This is a genomic window from Clostridium autoethanogenum DSM 10061 (assembly GCF_001484725.1).
In the GTDB taxonomy this organism is placed as follows: Bacteria; Bacillota; Clostridia; order Clostridiales; family Clostridiaceae; genus Clostridium_B; species Clostridium_B ljungdahlii.
Genome location: NZ_CP012395.1, coordinates 3,792,550 through 3,812,269 on the forward strand (window position 1 = coordinate 3,792,550; position 19,720 = coordinate 3,812,269).

At 30.4% G+C, this 19,720-nt stretch carries 18 protein-coding genes; 16 read left to right on the forward strand and 2 right to left on the reverse strand.

Annotated elements, in window-relative coordinates:
* The first annotated feature begins 18 nt into the window (after nt 1-18).
* The 3 genes from CLAU_RS17315 (at nt 19) to CLAU_RS17325 (ending at nt 5,893) form a co-directional block, all read left to right on the forward strand.
* Nucleotides 19-1,155: a metallophosphoesterase family protein gene (locus CLAU_RS17315; RefSeq protein WP_023163217.1), complete on the forward strand. Its 1,137-nt coding sequence runs from the start codon at nt 19-21 to the stop codon at nt 1,153-1,155.
* On the forward strand, nt 1,145-4,078 hold the full coding sequence (locus CLAU_RS17320; protein WP_023163218.1) for an AAA family ATPase: 2,934 nt from the start codon (nt 1,145-1,147) through the stop codon (nt 4,076-4,078). Before CLAU_RS17315 ends, CLAU_RS17320 begins: the two co-directional genes overlap by 11 nt.
* A 138-nt stretch (nt 4,079-4,216) precedes the next feature.
* Nucleotides 4,217-5,893 (forward strand): AAA family ATPase, encoded by a 1,677-nt coding sequence (locus CLAU_RS17325; protein ID WP_023163219.1) that lies wholly within the window; start codon nt 4,217-4,219, stop codon nt 5,891-5,893.
* A gap of 34 nt (nt 5,894-5,927) precedes the next feature.
* Here CLAU_RS17325 and CLAU_RS17330 read toward each other — a convergent pair whose 3' ends face one another.
* Together CLAU_RS17330 and CLAU_RS17335 are read right to left on the reverse strand one after the other, a co-directional pair.
* Nucleotides 5,928-6,326 carry a (deoxy)nucleoside triphosphate pyrophosphohydrolase gene (locus CLAU_RS17330; protein ID WP_023163220.1) on the reverse strand — a complete coding sequence of 133 codons (399 nt, stop codon included), beginning with the start codon at nt 6,324-6,326 and terminating at the stop codon, nt 5,928-5,930.
* Between the two features lie 51 nt (nt 6,327-6,377).
* Complete coding sequence (locus CLAU_RS17335; protein ID WP_023163221.1) at nt 6,378-6,797, reverse strand: hypothetical protein; 420 nt, start codon at nt 6,795-6,797, stop codon at nt 6,378-6,380.
* A gap of 208 nt (nt 6,798-7,005) precedes the next feature.
* Between CLAU_RS17335 and CLAU_RS17340 the strand changes: the two genes are divergently transcribed.
* From CLAU_RS17340 to CLAU_RS17390, 13 genes are all read left to right on the forward strand, one after another.
* Nucleotides 7,006-10,185, forward strand: coding sequence for a DEAD/DEAH box helicase (locus tag CLAU_RS17340; protein ID WP_029169971.1), 3,180 nt, complete (start codon nt 7,006-7,008; stop codon nt 10,183-10,185).
* A gap of 173 nt (nt 10,186-10,358) precedes the next feature.
* Nucleotides 10,359-10,523, forward strand: a complete 165-nt coding sequence (locus CLAU_RS20920; RefSeq protein WP_023163223.1) for a hypothetical protein — start codon at nt 10,359-10,361, stop codon at nt 10,521-10,523.
* Between the two features lie 38 nt (nt 10,524-10,561).
* Nucleotides 10,562-10,873 (forward strand): hypothetical protein, encoded by a 312-nt coding sequence (locus CLAU_RS17345; protein ID WP_023163224.1) that lies wholly within the window; start codon nt 10,562-10,564, stop codon nt 10,871-10,873.
* A 452-nt stretch (nt 10,874-11,325) separates the two neighbouring features.
* A complete protein-coding gene (locus tag CLAU_RS17350) occupies nt 11,326-11,664 on the forward strand; it encodes a recombinase family protein (RefSeq protein WP_023163225.1) in 339 nt (112 codons plus the stop codon).
* Between the two features lie 598 nt (nt 11,665-12,262).
* Entirely contained in the window at nt 12,263-12,628 is a 366-nt protein-coding gene (locus CLAU_RS17355) for a type II toxin-antitoxin system RelE/ParE family toxin (protein WP_023163226.1), read from the forward strand.
* Nucleotides 12,621-12,905: a helix-turn-helix domain-containing protein gene (locus CLAU_RS17360; RefSeq protein WP_023163227.1), complete on the forward strand. Its 285-nt coding sequence runs from the start codon at nt 12,621-12,623 to the stop codon at nt 12,903-12,905. Before CLAU_RS17355 ends, CLAU_RS17360 begins: the two co-directional genes overlap by 8 nt.
* Nucleotides 12,906-13,477: 572 nt before the next feature.
* Nucleotides 13,478-14,734: a UV DNA damage repair endonuclease UvsE gene (gene uvsE / locus CLAU_RS17365; RefSeq protein ID WP_023163228.1), complete on the forward strand. Its 1,257-nt coding sequence runs from the start codon at nt 13,478-13,480 to the stop codon at nt 14,732-14,734.
* Between the two features lie 116 nt (nt 14,735-14,850).
* Nucleotides 14,851-15,648, forward strand: coding sequence for a J domain-containing protein (locus CLAU_RS17370; protein WP_023163229.1), 798 nt, complete (start codon nt 14,851-14,853; stop codon nt 15,646-15,648).
* Nucleotides 15,649-15,667: 19 nt separating this feature from the next.
* Nucleotides 15,668-16,060 carry an HIRAN domain-containing protein gene (locus CLAU_RS17375; RefSeq protein WP_023163230.1) on the forward strand — a complete coding sequence of 131 codons (393 nt, stop codon included), beginning with the start codon at nt 15,668-15,670 and terminating at the stop codon, nt 16,058-16,060.
* 78 nt (nt 16,061-16,138) lie between these two features.
* On the forward strand, nt 16,139-16,261 hold the full coding sequence (locus CLAU_RS21415; RefSeq protein ID WP_275935553.1) for a hypothetical protein: 123 nt from the start codon (nt 16,139-16,141) through the stop codon (nt 16,259-16,261).
* A gap of 1 nt (nt 16,262) precedes the next feature.
* Nucleotides 16,263-16,640, forward strand: a complete 378-nt coding sequence (locus CLAU_RS17380; protein ID WP_029169970.1) for an HIT family protein — start codon at nt 16,263-16,265, stop codon at nt 16,638-16,640.
* A gap of 114 nt (nt 16,641-16,754) precedes the next feature.
* A complete protein-coding gene (locus CLAU_RS17385; RefSeq protein ID WP_023163232.1) occupies nt 16,755-19,241 on the forward strand; it encodes a DEAD/DEAH box helicase family protein in 2,487 nt (828 codons plus the stop codon).
* A 25-nt stretch (nt 19,242-19,266) separates the two neighbouring features.
* The gene (locus CLAU_RS17390) at nt 19,267-19,578 is read left to right on the forward strand and encodes a nucleoside triphosphate pyrophosphohydrolase (RefSeq protein WP_029169969.1); all 312 of its coding nucleotides are present in this window, start codon (nt 19,267-19,269) and stop codon (nt 19,576-19,578) included.
* Nucleotides 19,579-19,720 lie beyond the last annotated feature (142 nt).

A 19,720-nucleotide genomic window follows, 5' to 3' on the forward strand; every position in this document is an offset into this window, starting at 1 on the left:
GTCTATGGAGGTATGAATGTGAAAGAAATAAGGATATTGCATTGTGCGGATATGCACCTTGGTGCAGAATTATCAACATTGGGAAGAAAAGCAGTGACAAGGAGGGCTGAAGTTAAAAGGACATTTTTGAATATTTTAAAATTATGTCAGGATGAAAAAATACAATTATTGCTCATAGCGGGAGATTTATTTGATAATGTTCATGTTCAGAAAACTATGCTGGAAGAAATAAAAAATGGGTTTGCAGGACTGGAAGGTACTATTATTGCAATTGCACCGGGAAATCATGATCCAATTACTGAAGATTCACCCTATTTGTTAAAGGATTTCTGGCCTGATAATGTCATTATTTTTAAAGGTGCATTAGAAAAAATAGAACTTAAAAAATTGGGAGTTCGTCTGTGGGGAGGAGCTTTTACGGGAACATATCAAGTCGATTCTATGTTGAAAAATTTTACCATTCTAGATGATGAGTTAATTAATATTTGTGTAATTCACGGTGAAATTGTCGCCCCGCATCAAAAGAGCAATTACAATCCAATTACAGAAATGCAGCTTAAAAATAGCAAAGTGGATTATGTTGCTTTAGGACATATTCATAAACAGACTGAAGTATTAAAGGCTGGAAATACATATTATGCGTATCCAGGATGCCCGGAAGGAAGGGGATTTGATGAGCTTGATGAAAAGGGTGTCTACATCGGGACAGTTTCAAAAGGACTGTGCAGGCTAAAATACCGTAGATTGTGCCAGCGTATGAATATTGAACTTCATGTAGATATTTCTGATGCAAAGAATTCAAAAATGGCTGCGGATATTATACTGGATAAAATGAAGTCAAGATGTGAAGAAAATTATTCGGAAAATCTTTACAAGGTGATTCTGGAGGGAATGATTGCAGACAATGTCAGTATTGATATTGATGATATCAAGGCAATTTTATATGAGATATTCTTTGTTAAAATTAAAGATCATACTACAGTAAAGATAGATTTTGATACGGTTCCAGAGGAAACGACACTTAGGAATATTTTTATACGGAAGATGATGGAACAAATAAATGATGCAGGACCTGATGAAAAAGAAAAATTAAACAAGGCACTCAGGCTTGGATTGAAGGCATTTTTCGGGGAGGTAAAATATAGTGAAGATTAATAAATTGCAGATAGGCAGTTTTGGCAAATTCAAGGACTATGAATTAGAATTAAAAAACGGTTTTCAACTGATATACGGAAAAAATGAGGATGGAAAATCAACCTTGATGGCATTTATTAAAATAATGTTTTACAGCAAACTGGAAAGGGGTAAGGACATAAATAAAAATCTGAGGAAGAAATACCAGCCATGGGATGGTTCCATGATGAATGGAGCAATTGAATTTGAACATGATGGAACATGTTACCGCCTGCAGAAAGATATGGGTGCTACTCCTGGAGCAGATAAAGTAAAGCTGATCAATATGGACACTGGAGAGGAAGTATCTCTTGGTAAAAATGAAGAGGTTGGAAAAAGATTTTTTGGCCTTGATTTGGACGGGTTTGAACGCAGTGTTTATATAAGTAATATGGGAAGTTTTTCTTCCAATGGGAATAATGATGAAGTTGCAGAAAAATTGATGTCAAATTTAGTTCTTTCAGGAGACGAAAATGTATCCCAGCAATTGGTGATAAACCGTATTAATGATGCAGTAGAAGATATGGTGTCTAAAAGCGGAAAAAAGGGAATACTCGTTGAAGCTAAAAATGAACTTGACTCTTTGCATAATGAAATGGCGGATATTCAAATACTTGAAGATGAACAGAAAAAAAACATGGAAGAATATCATTGCCTGAAAACAAAGTTGAATGAGCAAAAAAATATTAAAGACTTGCTGGAGCTAAATACAAATAGAAATAGACTCAAGCAAGTAAATTCTCTTATTGAAAAAATAATGGGGTACACTGAATCAGAAAAAAAATTAGAAAAAGAAAATATTCCATTTAAAAGTCTCAAGGCGTTTTTAATGGAGTGCAATTTACTGATGGATGAAAGTGAAAAAGTAAGCGGAAGCCTGGAAAAGCTGAAAGGATCAATTAAAAATGAAGATTGTAATGGAAATAAGCTTATTCCAGTAAGTGAAAAAGAGTATGAATGTCTAAATGAACTGGTCAGCAGGGAAAAAACACTTAAAGACTTGCTAAAGAGAATTGATGAATGTTTTTTGCCGGCGTTTAGGTCTTTTATAGAAGCAAAAAGTAGTTATCAAAATGCAGAAGAATTGTTAAAACAAGAAACTGAACTGGCAGGACAATTACAAAAATTTCATGAAGCTTATAGGAAGTATGAAGAAGAAAAAAGCACCAGAATAATGGACAAAGAGAAGATTACAAGAGACTTTGAAAAAGACAGGACAAAGTGGAATTCTGAAAAACAACTGAGGGAGCAGCATATTGAATTTACAAGTGAAAAATTGTCAATGCAGGGCAAATTGCCACAAACATCAGGTAAAGAAAGCCAGAATAAAAACTCATTACTGATTTTTAGTGTTATACTTGGCGTCATTTCACTTATACTTGCAGTAAAAATCAGTCCACTTGCAGCAATTGGAGTTGCTGCTGCCGCTGGAATAGGTGTATTTGCAATCAAGTCCCATAAACAAAGTGAGAAAATGGAAAAGGTTAATAAATACGATTCAACAAGTAATCTAAAGCAGGAATTGCAAAATCTCAAAGTTCAAAGTGAAAGGGAAGACAGGAGGGTTTCTGACAGGACAAAAGATTATGAGGATAAAATAGCGGATATTTCAAATAAAATTGATAAAATTGAAGAAAAGTTAAAATCATTAATAGAAAATAATAATGCCTACATGAATTCAATGGATAAATGTTCACAGCTGAAAAACGAGAAAGATATAGCTTTGAATTATCTAAATACAAGACAAAGCATTTTTTCCCAGGAATTGAATTATATGCTTGAAAAGTATTCGAAAAATTCAAACTTAAATGCAGAAGCAAAAATTACAGTTTTACAGCCAGAAGATTTAAGGGAAACAGATGCTGTAAGTTATAGAAATAAAATTGAGGAACTTTATAATGCTGCAGAACTGGAAATTAAAGAAAAAATGAATGAAAAATCGTGTACATCCATAAAAGAATATGAAAATAAATATCTGGAGTATGCTTCCAACATGAAAAATCATGATGCTGTTACCAGAGTTCAGGAAGAGTACTTAAAAAAAGCCGGACAACTTCTGGATAAAGTGAATGAATACGAAATTACACCGGATTATGAAGCTGCTAAAGCTTTAGTACAAGAGCTTCAAGAAAAGATTTCTCAATTGGAAAGGAAAAAATGCGAAGTACTCAATATAGCAAAGGGAATGGGATATGATTCTCCTTCACTTGATCATTTAAATGAGGAAAAAAATAAACTGGAAGCATCAATAAAACGATTTGAGGCTGCAGGAGATATTAATTATTCCATAGAAGAATTAAAACAAAAAGATATTGTATCTGAAGATATTGAACAACAATTATTTGATTTGCAGAAAAAAATCAGGACACCGGATAAAAATTCAAGTCAGATTCAAGAAGAAATAGATGAAAAGGGAAAAGAGGTGGATGAAAAGACACAATACTTTGATTGTCTTAAAATTGCACTTGAAGTAATGCAGGAGGCTTCAGATGAGATGCGCAAGAGTTTTGGACCGGAGTTAAACAGGAAGACTTCAGAAATATTCAAAAGTCTGACTAATGGAAAATACGGCAATATTCTTGTAACAAAAGATTACGATATTTCTATCCAGTCAGGTATACACTATAGGAAATGGAAATACTTGAGCAATGGAACAGTTGACCAAGCTTATCTGGCATTAAGATTAGCTATTGCAGAGCTTATTTGTGATAAAAACATTTATTTACCTTTATTTTTAGATGATGTGCTCATGCAGTATGACGACGAAAGAATGGATGCGGCCCTGAAGTTTTTGTCTGATTATGCAGTTCAAAAAGGGGATGAATTTCAACTGCTTTTGTTCACTTGTCATCAGGATATAATAGAACGTGCAAAGCATTATACTAATGAGGTAGTTAAAATTTGATGTAATGAAAAACGAAGGGCACATATTTGAAATGGTCTTAACATCTTTTGTTTAAAGAAACTAAATTGTAGGATATAATAAAGTAAGAAATTGTTTTTTATGTTTTAAAACATCTTTGTAAAGAAGGAAGGTGTATTAATGAAGAAAATACAAGTAGGAACATCAGACTTTAAAGAATTAATAGAAGGCAATAATTATTTTGTAGACAAAAGTTTATTGATAAAAGAATTTATAGAAAATGGTGCGAAAATAATATTGACTCCAAGGCCTAGAAGGTTTGGAAAGACATTAAATTTAAGCATGCTTAAATATTTTTTTGACATAAGAACTAAGGAAGAAACTAAGAATTTATTTAAAGGCTTAAAAATAGAAAAGGAAAAGAAAATAATGAAACTTCAGGGAGAATATCCTGTTATCTTCATTACTTTTAAAAATCAAAAGCATATATCCTTTGAAAACTTTGAAGATGGAATAAAAGTTCTGTTATCAAATTTGTATAAAGAGCATGAATATTTACTAGATAGTGATAAGTTAACTGAATTTGATAAAAATGATTTTAAAGAAATAATTTTAAGAAAAGCTTCCATAGGAAATGTATCAGAGGCAATAAGCTCTCTTATGGGGTATATGAATAAGCATTATGGGAGAAAAGTGATGCTTTTTATAGATGAATATGATGTGCCAATACAAGAAGGTTATCTTAGAGGATATTATGATGAAATGATAGTCCTAATAAGAAATTTATTAACATCAGCCTTAAAAGACAATCCATACGTTGAAAAGTCTTTAATAACAGGTATTCTTAGAGTGGCAAAGGAAAGTATTTTTTCTGGCTTAAATAACTTAAAAGTATATTCCATATTAAGTCTTAGATTTAATGACAAATTTGGATTTACAGAAGAGGAAATGAAAGAACTTATAAAATATTATAATTTAAAAGATAGCACAGAGCAAATAAAAAATTGGTACAATGGATATATTTTTGGAGGAAAAGTAATATATAATCCATGGTCTGTTTTAAATTATATTGATAACAATGAAGAAGGCTTTATGCCTTACTGGATTAACAGCAGCAGCAATGATCTTATAAAAAGGCTTTTATTAAAAGGGGATAAAGAAATAAAACTAGATTTAGAGTATCTTCTCGAGGGAAAATCCATAAATAAGGTAATTGATGATACTATAGTTATGGCAGAAGTTGAAGATTCCAACCAAAATATCTGGAGCTTTTTACTTTTAAGTGGATATTTGAAGGCTGTAAGAACAGAGCTCATAAGAGGAAGATTAAATTGTGAACTGCAAATTCCAAATGAAGAAGTTCATATATTTTATGAAAATTTAATAGTAAAATGGTTTCAAGAAGCTATGACTAATCAAAAGTATGAAGAAATGTTAAGTAATTTAGTTACTGGTGATATAGAAAACTTTGGCTATGCTTTTCAGGAATTTGTAATAAATAACTTAAGTTATTTTGACGTATCAGGAAAAGAACCGGAAAAAGTGTACCATGCCTTTGTACTTGGAATGCTTGTGTCCATTTCAAATACCCATGAAGTGAAGTCAAATAAGGAAAGCGGTTTTGGAAGGTATGATGTAATGATAATTCCAAAGGATATTTCAAAACCAGGAATTATTATTGAATTTAAGAAAATAAATGTGTTGTCAAAGGAAACAATGGAACAAGGAAAAGTAGAGGCATTAAAGCAAATAGATAGGATGAAATATGAACAGGAACTTATAAATTGCAACGTAAAACATATAATAAAGATTGCCATTGTGTTTAAGGGGAAGAAAGTAATAATTTCTAAGGTATAGTTTGCCAATATCACAAAAGGTATAGTGTTTTTTACTATACCCTTTCTGATATTAACTTTTCAGCTGTAGGAACATCTGCTGGAGCCCATTTTAAAGAAGACAGGTTCTCTCTTTTTAACCATATCAGTTTAGAATGTTCATTGGCTGTAGGAGTATTTGATACTAATTTGCACTTTATAGTAATCAAATTTACTATAAAAGTATCATATTCATGAGTATTGTCATTAAATACATCCAAGTACTCTACAGTGCATTTTAACTCCTCTTTTATTTCTCTTTCTATAGCTTGTTTTAAATTTTCACCTTTTTCAACTTTTCCACCTGGAAATTCCCACTTATTTGGCAGAGACATTTTTGGAGAGCGGAGAGCGCATAGTATTTCATTATTTTCATTTTCTATAATAGCTCCGACGACTTTCAATGTTTTTTTCATTTTAGTCACACCTTTCTTCTAGAAAAGTTTAGCATACATGGGCGTTTATATTTAGTTCTGCTTATATAATCCAAATCCAGTTATAATCAATTTATCCCAACCAGTTTCTTCATTATTAATCCAACTGTATTCAATGTTAAGTTCTTTCAACCAAGCATTAAGTCCACTACTTGCTTTACTTACATTTGGTGATTTTCTTCCAAATTTATCTTTTATAGTTTCAAGCAATTCAACTTGTTCTTCTTTTTCTAATTCTTTATCTAACATTCCTTCTATGACTTCTCGGCATTCTAAATAGGATGTATGATCCTCGGTATATATTTCATTGGCTAATAATTGTCTTTTGTTATTTAAAGTCTTTTTTACTTCATTTATTTCTTCTACATTTGATAAGTACTTTTTAGCCACGTTCATAGCAGCAATTTCATTATCTATTTTGATTATTGCTTTTTCTAATTTTTCATTTCTCATTTTAATAGTCTCACTTTACATTTTTTATTTATACATTGTTTAACGACAATAGGTAATTATATCATAAAACTACTTATCATACAAAATTTTAAAACTCTTTATGAAGCAGGTATAAATAAGTACCTTATTTTTGATAAAAAGGTAAGAATAAGTTATAATATGCACATATGAATGTAAACTAGGAAGTAGCAGGGGAGTGTCAACTGTGATAAAGGATGGGGTCTATGAGCAGGTAATATATGAAGATCTTAAAAATAAGTTAAAAGAATTAGATTTAGATAAATACGTTCTTGAAAAAGAAACTATAGATGTAGAAGAAGCTAAAACTATACTCACAAGCTATATATCTTCTGTAGTTAAAAAGTGTTTACGATTTATAAGGGAAAGTAATAAAAAGAATGATAAGGAAGCTTTGATTTCACAAATAAAGGCTTGCAATGAGCTTATAAAAAGTTTAAGCAAATTAGCCCATGAAAAAAACATTACTGGGTTAAAAATTGATGAAGAAGGGGAAATGCTTACGGCCTTGTATTCAAAAATAAATAGCATTAAAGCTGTTAAGGGAAATAAGGCAGTAAGACCAGTAACTCCACTTTCTCAAAGTTCACTTTTCACAGGTTCAAAGCAGGAGCCAGACATGATGAGTGAAATAAAAAAGGAAATATTGTGCTGTGATTCTATTGATATGTTGGTGTCCTTTATTAAATGGAGCGGTTTGAGATGCATAATTGAAGAGCTTAAAGAGTTTACAGAAGGTGAAGATCATAAACTTAGAATTATTACTACTTCTTATATGGGAGCTACTGACTATAAAGCTATTGAAGAACTTAGTAAGCTTAAAAATACTGAAATAAAAATATCCTATGATACTGATAGAACAAGGCTTCATGCAAAGGCTTATCTTTTTAAAAGGGAAACAGGCTTTACTACAGCATATATAGGATCTTCCAATTTATCTAATGCGGCACTAACCTCTGGACTTGAGTGGAATATAAAAGTTACAGAAAAAGATTCCTTTGATATTATTAAAAAATTTCAGGCAACATTTGAAAGCTACTGGAATGATGATGAGTTTAATAGTTTTAATGGAGAACTTGAGGGGGATAAGAAAAGGCTTATAACTTCTTTAAAAAAGGAAAGTAAAACTGATAGTAATGACAGTACTATATTTAGTTTAGACATACATCCTTACTATTATCAAAAGGAAATATTAGAAAAACTTAAGGCTGAAAGAACACTATATGGAAGATGTAAAAATCTTATAGTAGCAGCTACAGGAGTTGGAAAAACAGTTATAGCAGCCTTTGATTATAAGGACTTTGCAAAAGAAAATAGAAAAGAGAAAAATAGGCTTTTATTTATAGCTCACAGAGAAGAAATATTAAAGCAGAGTAGAGACACCTTCAGAGCTATATTAAAGGATAATAATTTTGGCGATTTATATGTAGGTGGAAATATACCGGAGTCTTTGGATCACCTGTTTATGAGTATACAAAGCTTTAATTCTTCAAAGCTTTATGAGAAGACTACTTCTGATTTTTATGATTTTATAATTGTAGATGAGTTTCATCATGCAGAAGCACCTTCCTATAAAAAGCTTTTGGATTATTATGCTCCAAAGATACTTTTAGGATTAACAGCTACTCCAGAAAGAATGGATGGCAAAAATGTACTGGAACGCTTTGATGATAGAATAGCAGCCGAAATGAGGTTATCAGAAGCCATAGACAAAAAGCTTTTAAGCCCATTTCAATACTTTGCAGTATCAGATAGTGTGGATTTATCTAAACTTAAATGGACTAGAGGCGGATATGACAAAAATGAGCTTCAAAATGTATATACCAATAATGATATTAGAGTAAGTGGAATAATAAGCAGTTTGTATAAATATGTTACGGATATTGATGAGGTTGTGGGACTGGGCTTTTGTGTAAGTGTAGAACATGCTAAATATATGGCAGATAGATTTAACAGCAGAGGCATTTCCTCTATAGCAGTACTTGGAGAAAGCAGCAGTGAAGAAAGAAATAATGCTAAAAGAAGACTTATATCAGGTGAAGTGAAGTTTATATTTACAGTAGACTTATATAATGAAGGTGTAGACATACCAGAAGTAAATACAGTGCTGTTTTTAAGGCCAACAGAAAGCTTAACAGTATTTTTGCAGCAGCTTGGAAGAGGTCTTAGATTATGTGAAGGAAAAGAATGTTTAACAGTACTGGACTTTGTAGGTCAGGCTCATAAAAACTATGATTTTGAGCAAAAATTTAAAGCACTCATTGGCAAATCAAAACATTCAGTAGAATATAGTATAAACAATGGATTTTTAAATTTACCTAAAGGCTGCTATATACATTTAGAAAAACAAGCTAAGGAGTATATATTAAAAAATATAAAGGCAGCTAAATTGACAAAAGCAAGCCTTATAAGTAAATTAAAATACTTTGAAGGTGACACTTACAAAAAGCCAATACTTGAAAACTTTTTAGATTACTATAATTACAGTTTAGTTGATGTTTATGGCAAAAATGGAGACAGAAGTTTTTCTAGAATGAAGGTTGAAGCAGGATTAATAGATGACTATGTAAACAAGGATGAAGTACTTCTTACAAAGAAAATGAAAAATATATTTCATATTAATTCAAGAAAACTTATAGAGTTTATGATAAAAGTATTAACTTTAAAATCTAAATTGGATACTAGCAATTTAGATGAAGAAGAAAAACATATGCTTGGAATGTTATATTACAGCTTTTATATGGAACCTCCAGAAAAAATAGGTTATGAATCCTTTGCAGAGGCTTTGTATAACCTTTGTTCTAATAATAAGGAATTAATAGAAGAAGCTGTAGAAATTCTTAATTATAATTACTTACATATTGATTTCGTAGATAAAACTGTGGATTTAGGAGGAGCTGTTCCATTAGATTTACATTGCAATTATTCTATAGATCAGATTATGGCTGCCTTTGGATATTTTAATGAAAATAAAAAGCCATCCTTTAGAGAAGGAGTAAAGTATTTTAGAGAAATGAAAGTAGATGCCTTTTTTATAACCTTAAATAAATCAGAAAAGGATTATTCTCCTTCCACTCTTTATGAGGATTACGCCATGAATGAGAGGTTGTTCCACTGGCAAAGTCAAAGTAGAACCAGTTTAGAAAGTGAAACAGGACAAAGGTATATTAATCATTTCAAAACAGGTAATAAAATAGTTTTATTTGTTAGAGAAAATAAGAAGAAAGATGGTTTAGCTGCACCTTACACTTATTTGGGAGAGGCAGAGTATGTAAGTCACAGAGGAAGCATGCCTATCAGCTTTGTGTGGAGATTGAAGGAAGAGATGCCTGCGGGTATTATGGGAGCGGCTAATAAAGGGGTAGTTTAAAAAATATAATTGCTAATGCATTTTTAGGTTGGGGTGTGTACTTTTTAGGAGAAATAGATTTGGTTAAGAAATATTGTGAAGATACTATGTTTAGGTTATAAGAATAGGATATAATAGAGGTGTAAAAAATGTTTTTATATAATGCTAAAGTGTTTTTATGGAGGCATGTTTAAATGAAGAATAATAATGAAAAATTATATGATATATTTTTAAATTATTCTTACAATGATTTAATGGATTTGTTTAGAAAAGCTAAATGCAAAGAAGAACAGGATTTTTATGCTATGCTTTCTAATTTAGTGCTTCAAAGAGAAGCGGAAAAGGTTATAGGTAAGTAGTATGCCAACATATACAATATTTGCAGGAGTTAATGGATGTGGTAAAACATCTATTTATAAATCAACTTACTATGAATTATATAGGTTTGGAAAGTGCTGAAATTGCTAAAGAAAGAGTTAAATTAAGAGTTAGTAGGGGTGGGCATGGAATACCTGATAAAGATATAGAAAGAAGATATAGTGAATCTTTAAATAACTTATTTAATGTTAATGAATTATGTGATGAAATTAATATTTATGATAACACAGATATATTTAAACTAGTAATATCTATAAGAAATGGGAAAATGATATGGTATGACAAAAATTTACCTAAATGGACAAAAACAATAATGAATTTAGAAGTTTGAAAAGTTCTTAATGTTCCCCACACGCTGCACGTGGAATGTGTAGTAAAGCTACAAAAGGAAAGACAGCTAGAGGTATTGGTATAGCTGGGATTAGAAAGTGGTAAAAAATGTATATGGTTAGTTATACAGGGTTAGGAAACAGTAAGTATCATTATTAGAATATAAAAACCCTCGTTCTCACCCTGTGTAGGTGTTAGTAAAGATATAAAGAATAGATAAATAGAAGTGTGTAAATCATTGATAAATAAAGGATTTTCAAAATTAGGAGTATAACCATAAATTTTATTTTTGGGGTGCTTTTTAGTTGGAAATCCTTGTTTTTATTTTGAAGAGAAATGTTTTGAGGATTATAATATTTGTATAGTATAGTAGGCAGGATAGATACCGTAGAGGTTGAGAAGTCAGTATAGATGTGGCTTTTACGAGTAGGTGAGATAGATGTTTAAAAAATATTGATAAGAGTTAGTACAAATCACGATTCTCAAGAAGAAAGCCTAGAAGCGCAAATAGAAGGATTAAAGAAAATTGTAAAAAACAACCTTAGATGGATTTTATTTAAAGCTTACACAGATAAAGATTCAGGAGGTAATGTATTTCGTTCTGGATTTCAAAGTATGATATTTGAACAAGAAAAATATTTGATGGAGAACGCTCATGAGCCAATGATAGAGCTTGAAAGATTTGAGCAGGTACAAGAAGACATGAGACTTAGGAGCAATATTGAAATTCTTGATGGCAAAGTTAAAAGAAAAGGAACTCATTATAGTATAAAGAAGGAAAAGAAAGTTTAATCGTATTTTACACTCAACTAGCCATTTGAGTGTAAGGATTTAAAATTGATGAAGGTGAGGAGAAAATATGCAAATTGCACTAACAAAAAAACTGGCGGTTGCCATGGGAATAAATCCACCGACTATTCATGAAGTTGTAAATCCATTGTTTTCCTAGACGGCAAACTGGACTAAAGTTTGGGATAATCGTAGAACAGAGGATGTGGGAGGGTTACCAGGATTTATTGACTTTCGTGAAATTATGATGAATCCTAACTCTCCAGAATATAAAGAAATGCGAGAATGAGCAGGATATTGGACTGTACAGTTGAGTGATTGGAAAAAACGTCCTAGAGTTATAAGTATATGAATTTAAGTTGATATCAATATTATTAACTCAAACATTAAATATAAATAAAAAAAGGTATCAAATGTTGATGTTTACAAGCTTTGGTAAAGCATACTTGCCATTTGCACTACTGTTATATTTGTATCATTAGCAGCTGTAATAAAATTAACTAAGCCTGTAGAGTACAGAAGATAAAATATTGACCAAGGTTATCATATATGATAACATATAATTAGTAAATGCATATATTATATAAGAGGAGATATAAACGTGGATTGGAAGGTTGAATTCTACCAAAGAGAAAATGGTAACATCCCTGTAATGGAATTTTTATCATCACTCTCACCTAAAATGAGAGCAAAATCATATAGTGAAATAGAACTTTTACAAGAGCATGGAATTTATTTAAAAGAACCTTATGTAAAACCGATTAAAGGGGAACAATACAAGGGAATATATGAATTAAGAATAAAATTAGGTTCAGATGCATCAAGAATATTTTACCTCACTTATCATAGAGATACTTTTGTATTGCTGAATGGATTTCTTAAAAAGACAGATAAAACGTCAAAACTAGAACTTGAAAAAGCAAAAAGATATAAAGAAGATTTTGAAAAGAGGTGTGAAGATGAGTAAAGCAAGTGTTGATTTCTCTGTTATTAAAGAAGAGCTTATGCAGGATAGCGAATTTAAAGAAGAATATAATAAGCTAAAGCCTCGATATGAGTTGATTTCTGAGGTGATAAAAGCAAGAAGAGAATTAAATTTAACACAAGAAGAATTAGCTTCTAGAATGGGAACTCAAAAATCAAATATTAGCAGGCTTGAAAGTGGAAATTACAATCCTTCTTTAGATTTTTTAAGTAAGCTTGCAAAAGGTCTAGGAAAAGAAATTCATATAGAACTAAGATAATATTTAATGATTTTACACGCAGAGCAAAAGCACTGCGTGTTTTTGCGAGGTGAAAAAATGTTAACCACCAGAAACAGTTTTCTTATCAGTTTCAGTGTATTTTAAAAAATCAAAATTAAAAGAATGGCTATTTTACAAGGTTTATTCGAGATTTTGAAATAGAATTTTGACATCAATTCTGTCCTTAAATTTAGTATAATTATCACACGTGGAGTACGTAGTAAAGATTAAAAGGAATACCTTTTACCTGAGAGAGCTAACACATCTGAGTCTTAGAATAACTTATACAGGGGCGTACAATTTGGGTGATATAAAAATAACATTTTAAAATTTTCATAGTATGAACAACTTTATTACAGAATTATTTATGAACTAGATAAGTTATGAGGGATAAGGATTAATTTATTACAAAATAACAGTGTAATTTGAAACTTTATGGTATATAAGTAATTAATATGACTAAACTAAACATATCTTGCAATTAGGTAAAAAAGTGGTACCATAAATTGAAGCGTATACTAAAAATGACAAATAAAGTACTATAGTTTCAATGAGAGAAGGATGTGGATAGGATGAGTATAGGGTATGCATGTTTAACTATAGGAGTTTTAAATACTAATTTAAAAAGCTGTAATGCTAAAAATGTATGTGATGAGAAGTTATTAGATATAATAGAACATAATTTGAGATCTCTTGAAAATATGATTGCGTATAACATAAAAAATAGTATACATCTCTTTAGAATTAGTTCTGATTTAATATCTTTTGGATCAAGTCATTTAAATAGGCTGCATTGGTGGGACATATTCTCTAATGAATTTTCTAAAATTGGTAGGAAGATCAGAGAGAACAATATTAGGGTTTCAATGCATCCTGGACAATATACTGTGCTTAATTCTCCAAATAAAGATGTAGTAAGCAGAGCAGTTGAAGATTTGAATTATCATTCTAAAGTTTTAGATAGCCTCGGAGTTAATGCAGAGAATAAAATAGTGCTTCATATTGGTGGGGTTTATAATGACAAGAAGCAAGCAATAAATAGATTTATAAACAATTATGTAAATTTGGATGATAAGGTGAAGAGAAGACTTGTTATTGAAAATGATGATAAATCCTATAATATAAATGATGTAATTGAAATAGGAACAAGGCTAGGTATACCAGTTATTTTTGACAATTTGCATAATGAAATTAATCCATGTAATGAGGATAAAAGTGAATTGTACTGGATAAATGAATGTAAAAATACATGGAAGGATAAAGATGGATATCAGAAAATCCATTATTCACAGCAGGATATTTCAAAGAAACCGGGCTCACATTCAAATACTATAGCAGTAGATAGATTTGTTGATTTTTATGGAAGTTTGGAAAGAGAAGATATAGATATAATGCTTGAAGTGAAAGATAAGAACCTTTCAGCAGTAAAATGCATAAATTCCATAACCAGGGATAAAAGAATTAGCAAGCTTGAAAATGAATGGAGCAAGTATAAGTATACTGTTTTGGAAAGGTCACCTAAAGTTTATTTAGAAATAAGAAATTTGCTTAAGGATAAAAAGAATTACCCTGTTGTTCAATTTTACAATTATATAGATGAAGCTATGAAAGAGGAAGTTATACCGGGTAATTCAATAAATGCTGCACTGCATGTATGGGGATATTTTAAAAATATAGTGGATAGTAGAGAAAAGGAAGGTTTTCTTAGGAGCATTGATAGGTATAAGAAAGGGGAAGTTTCTATTAATGTAGTTAAAAATAAGTTGTGGAATATGGCAGTTAAATATGATGAAAGGTATCTTAAGGATTCGTATTATTTTATATTTTAAAGCTAGTGATAATTTTATAGTATAATTATACGTATGTACTGGACAGTGAGCTGCCATTTAAAATAGAACCTTTGAAGTAAGAAGGGATAATATTACTAACTTAAGGAGTAGATGAAATGGAAGAGAATAGTGTAGGCTTTAATATAGAATATGAAAGAAAAAAGAAACTTCTTAAATCATTGATAGAGCAACTTTCCAAACTTATAGAGGAAAAAGATTTTCTTTTAAATGTGAAAAAGGTAAATATAGAAACAAAATATATGTGTTCCATTGGAAGATATGAAATGGAGAGAATGAACTTAAATTTTGAAATAAGAGCTTTGAAAAAAGAAATATCCCTTAGACAATCAGCATTAAATAGGGGAGAAGTTGTGTCAGAAGAATATATCCAACAAGTTATGAAAGAAGAATTGAGAGTTTGGCATGAGAAGGTAAATGCTTTTTCCAAGCAGATAAAAGATGCAGAAATATTTATGAAATTACCAAAGCTTTCTGATGAAGAAAGCAAAAGATTTAAAAGCTTGTATAGAAAACTTATAAAGCTTTTGCATCCGGACATACATAAATGTGATGAAAGGGACAAACTTTTATGGCAAAGGGTTTGTGAAGCTTATAAGAATGGAGACTTAGAAGAACTAGAGAACTTAATGTATTTAGTGGAAGACAAAAATATGAATGATTTATTATATAAACAAGATGAAAGTATAGAAGATAAAATTGAAAAGTTAAAAGATTTAATCTTTAAATGCCTGGATAAGATAGATAAAATAAAGAAAATGTTCCCATTCACAATTGAAAAGGAGATTTCAAATGATCAGTGGGTAAAAGGCAAAATTGATGAAATTCAGATAAATATTCAGTTCTTGAAAACCTATAGGGAAAGATTAAAGGTTGTACTTAGCGAATTTAAATAAGTTTTAGGGGATGCGGAGTATGGATGACAAGGCTTTAACTAAATTTAATACTTCAGGGACAAGCCTCATAAATTCCTTTTCTACAGGAAATTTACCCATGCCATATGCTAATGAGATATTTTTATTAAATGTATGGATTGCAGGTTTGAACTATTATGAAGGACACAGTATAGAGGATGAACTAAATGTAGGAAACAAGCTTTTGTTAAAAAGGGAGCCCAAAAATCAATATGATAATTTGGCTATAGAAATATATGATGCTAAAAATAGAAAGTTAGGGTATGTGCCAAGAGCGAAAAATGAGGTTATATCCAGGCTCATGGATGGTGGAAAGCTGTTGTATGGTATAATTACTGAAATTGAATATGAGTATTTGGAGATAAGTGCAGATATTTTTATGAGTGATTTTTAAATAATAGAACTGAAATTGCAGTAAAGTAGAGAATATTATTTGAAAGTATAAATTAAAGTAAAGGGGCATTTTTTAGGAGTGCTTAGAAATAAATATTTAGCTATTGCTTCAAAAGAAGATATAACTTTTAAAAGTCTTATATTAGGTGGAGTAAATGATATCAAGAATATTAAGCTTCAAATTAGAGAAGGAAGGGATTAGAATGACAGATTGTATATTTTGTAACTACAACAAATCAGAAATAATAGCAGAAAATAAGCTTGCTTTTGCTATAATGGATAAATTTCCTGTAAATGAAGGCCATACCTTGATAATACCCAAAAGACATTTTCCATTTTTGTTTGAAGCCTCAGAGGAAGAATTAAAAGCTATATACAGCCTTATGTATGAGGTTAAGGAAATGTTAGATATTCAGTATCAACCGGCAGGATACAATGTGGGAGTTAATATTGGTTATTATGCAGGGCAGACAATAAAGCATTTACATGTTCATTTAATTCCTAGATATAAGGGAGATGTAGAAAATCCTAGAGGGGGAGTTAGAAACTTAAAGAAAGCTTTAGTTGAGTATGATGGGTAAAGGATAATTCATACGTTGAAAAGTCTTTATGATAAATTAAAGCGGAAAATAAATTTTATGGATTTGTGAAATTGCAAAATTATAAAAACATTTTACCTTGGAGGAGGTGAAGGTATGACAGAAAAATTGAAATTAGAAAATAATTATGCATCTGTAAATGCAATAACAGCCAAAGAAATAGAAAATCCAAACTGTATTACTGGTGATACTAATTATTTGCTGCCTAGGCTTAAGGAGTCTTTTAAGAAAGCTGTAAGTATTGATATAATAGTGGCATTTTTAATGGAGTCAGGAGTAAAGCTTTTAAAAGAAGAGCTTAAGGAAGTAGTAAATAAAAATATACCTATAAGAATACTTACAGGAAACTATTTAAATATAACTCAACCACAAGCTTTGTATATGTTAAAGAATATAATGGGAGATAAGGTTGATTTGAGGTTCTATAATATACCTAACAAGTCATTTCACCCAAAGGCATATATTTTTGAGTATGAAAAGGATGGAGATTTATATGTAGGTTCCTCCAATATATCAAGATCTGCATTAACTAGCGGTATTGAGTGGAATTATAGATTAAATAAAGATAAGAATATTGATGATTTTAACAGCTTTAAAAGTACTTTTGAGGACTTATTTTTAAATCATTCTACAATAATAGATGAAGAAGAAATGAGAAAGTATTCAGAAAGTTGGGTAAGACCTAAGGTATACAAACATATAGATAACAATGAAAATGTTTCTTTAAAGAAGGACAATAATCTAATTGAGCTTTATGAACCAAGGGGAGCACAAATAGAAGCTTTATATGAATTAAAGAAAAAAAGAGAAGAGGGCTATGATAAAGGTCTGGTAGTAGCAGCTACAGGTATAGGAAAAACGTATTTAGCTGCTTTTGATTCAAAGGATTATAATAGAATTTTATTTGTAGCTCATAGAGCAGAAATAATAAATCAAGCAGCAGTATCTTTTAAGAATGTAAGACCAGATAAGTCTATAGGCTTTTTTTATAGTAATAACAAAGATAATACCAGCGACTTTATATTTGCAACAGTTCAAACGCTTGGAAAGCCTGAGTATTTAAATGATAAGTATTTTGCTAAAGATGCTTTTGATTACATTGTAATAGATGAATTCCATCATGCAGCTGCAGGAAATTATAAAAATATAATTGATTATTTTCAGCCTAAATTTATGTTAGGTTTAACAGCTACTCCAGAAAGATTGGACAACAAAGATGTATTTGCATTATGTGATAACAATGTAGCTTATGAAGTTAGGTTAAAATCTGCAATTAATAAAGGGTGGCTTGTGCCTTTTAGATATTATGGAATATATGATGAACTTGTAAACTATAAAACCATAGATTATAAAAATGGTAAATATGATAATAACCAGCTGGAAAAAGCTTTAATGATAAATAAAAGAGCGGATTTAATAATTGAACATTATAGTAAATACAAAAGTGAAAGAGCTTTAGGCTTTTGTTCCTCAAGAAAGCATGCAGAATTTATGGCAGAATACTTTTGCAGTAAAGGTGTAAAAGCTTGTGCAGTAGTAAGTGAAGGAAGCTCTGACTGCAGCGTAGATAGAAACGAAGTAGTAAATAAGCTTGGCAAAGGTGAAATAAAAGTAATATTTTCAGTGGATATGTTTAATGAAGGTTTGGATATTCCTTCAATAGATCTTGTTATGTTCTTAAGACCTACACAGTCACCAACAGTATTTTTACAGCAGCTTGGAAGGGGTCTTCGTAAGTATAAGGGAAAGAATTATTTAAATGTATTAGATTTTATAGGAAACTATAAAAAGGCAAATCTTGTACCTTTATTTCTTACTGGTGAACCAAAGACATCTAGTGGCTCAAAGATTATACCTAATGAAGAAGATTATCCAGAGGATTGCTTTGTAGATTTTGACTTTAGGCTTATAGATATATTCAAAAGAGAGGATCAAAAAGAGAAAAAACTTCAAGATTTAGTAAAGGAAGAATACTACAGAATAAAAGAAGATTTGGGCTATAGACCTTCAAGAGTTGAACTGATTACATATATTGAAAATGATATATATTATAAAGTTGCAAAAGTAACATCTAAAAACCCTTTTAGAAATTATTTTAAGTTTTTAAAAGACATAGGGGAATTAGAAGAAGATGAAGTTGCCATTATAGGGACGAAGGCAGAGAAATTTATAAACATGATTGAAAAGACAAGGATGACTAAAACCTATAAAATGCCTGTATTTTTAGCTTTTTATAATGGGGGAAAGTTAAAAATAAGAATAAATGAAGAAGATATTTATATTAGTTTTAAAAATTTTTATGCTAAAGGTTCTAATGCAGTAGACCTAATAGAACAGGAAAATTCGGAAGGTATTAAAGAAAGAGATAAGAAAAGCTGGTATGAACTTGCCAAAAATCAGCCATTAACACATTTAGCTGATACCGAAAGAAAATTTTTCTATTTTGATGGAGAAGATTACTGTTTAAATGAAGCGTTAGAGGAATTTAGAAGTAATGAAGTTTTCATGAGGAACTTTAAAGATGCAGTAGATTTGAGAACAAGAGAGTATTATAAAAATAGAGTAGAAAATAAGAAAAAGTGACAATGAGTAAAGGAAGGTTAATATAATGAAGACTTATAATAAATTAGTTCGTGATAAAATACCACAGGTAATAGAAGCTACAGGTAAGAAATTTGATGTTAGGAAGGCAGATAAGAAGGAACATTACAAATTATTGGAAACAAAACTTCAAGAAGAAGTTAAGGAGTTTTTAGAGGATAAAAATTTAGAAGAACTAGCAGATGTTATGGAAGTACTTTTTGGCTTGGCTGAGAATTTGGGGTATAGTGAAGAAGATTTGATGAAGAAAAGATTAGAAAAGAAAGAGGAACGTGGGGGATTTAAAGATGGAATTGTTTTGGAGAGGGTTTATGAGTAGTGTTATAAGTGGAGTCTTTAAAAAATAATATTTATTAAAGCTTCATATAAAAATAAATATAAGTATTATTGAGATAAACTTTAATTTTATTAATATACTATAGGATTCATATAGAATTTTATAGATAATCATAAAAAAAGTT